Below are 239 nucleotides of genomic sequence, written 5' to 3'. Positions count from 1 at the left end.
CCCTCTGGCAGTGGCAAGCTCAGCGTCTCTCCCGTCGGCACGCCGAAAACATGCAGATACAGCGCGCCTGCGCCCTGCGTCGCGCCGATGGCGAGGCCATCAACCTCCCGCTCCGGCAACTGCACAGGCCGCGTATCCTGGATGCCTTCTCCTGCCACGCTCAGCCAGGCGCCCACAGCCTCAAGCCGGTCCGCCTGCCCCGGCGGAATGATCGTGTCGCCCCGCGGGCCCACATTCAA

1 pseudogene is annotated in these 239 nt (G+C 68.6%); it reads right to left on the bottom strand.

Going from position 1 to position 239, the window contains the following annotated elements:
* A pseudogene (locus HY29_RS19340) lies at positions 1 to 239 on the bottom strand (alpha-L-fucosidase); the annotation flags it as partial.

Source organism: Hyphomonas beringensis (genome assembly GCF_000682755.1).
Classification (GTDB): Bacteria; Pseudomonadota; Alphaproteobacteria; order Caulobacterales; family Hyphomonadaceae; genus Hyphomonas; species Hyphomonas beringensis.
Note: the sequence above shows the minus strand (reverse complement) of the source record. Positions and strands in the feature narration are given on the sequence as shown.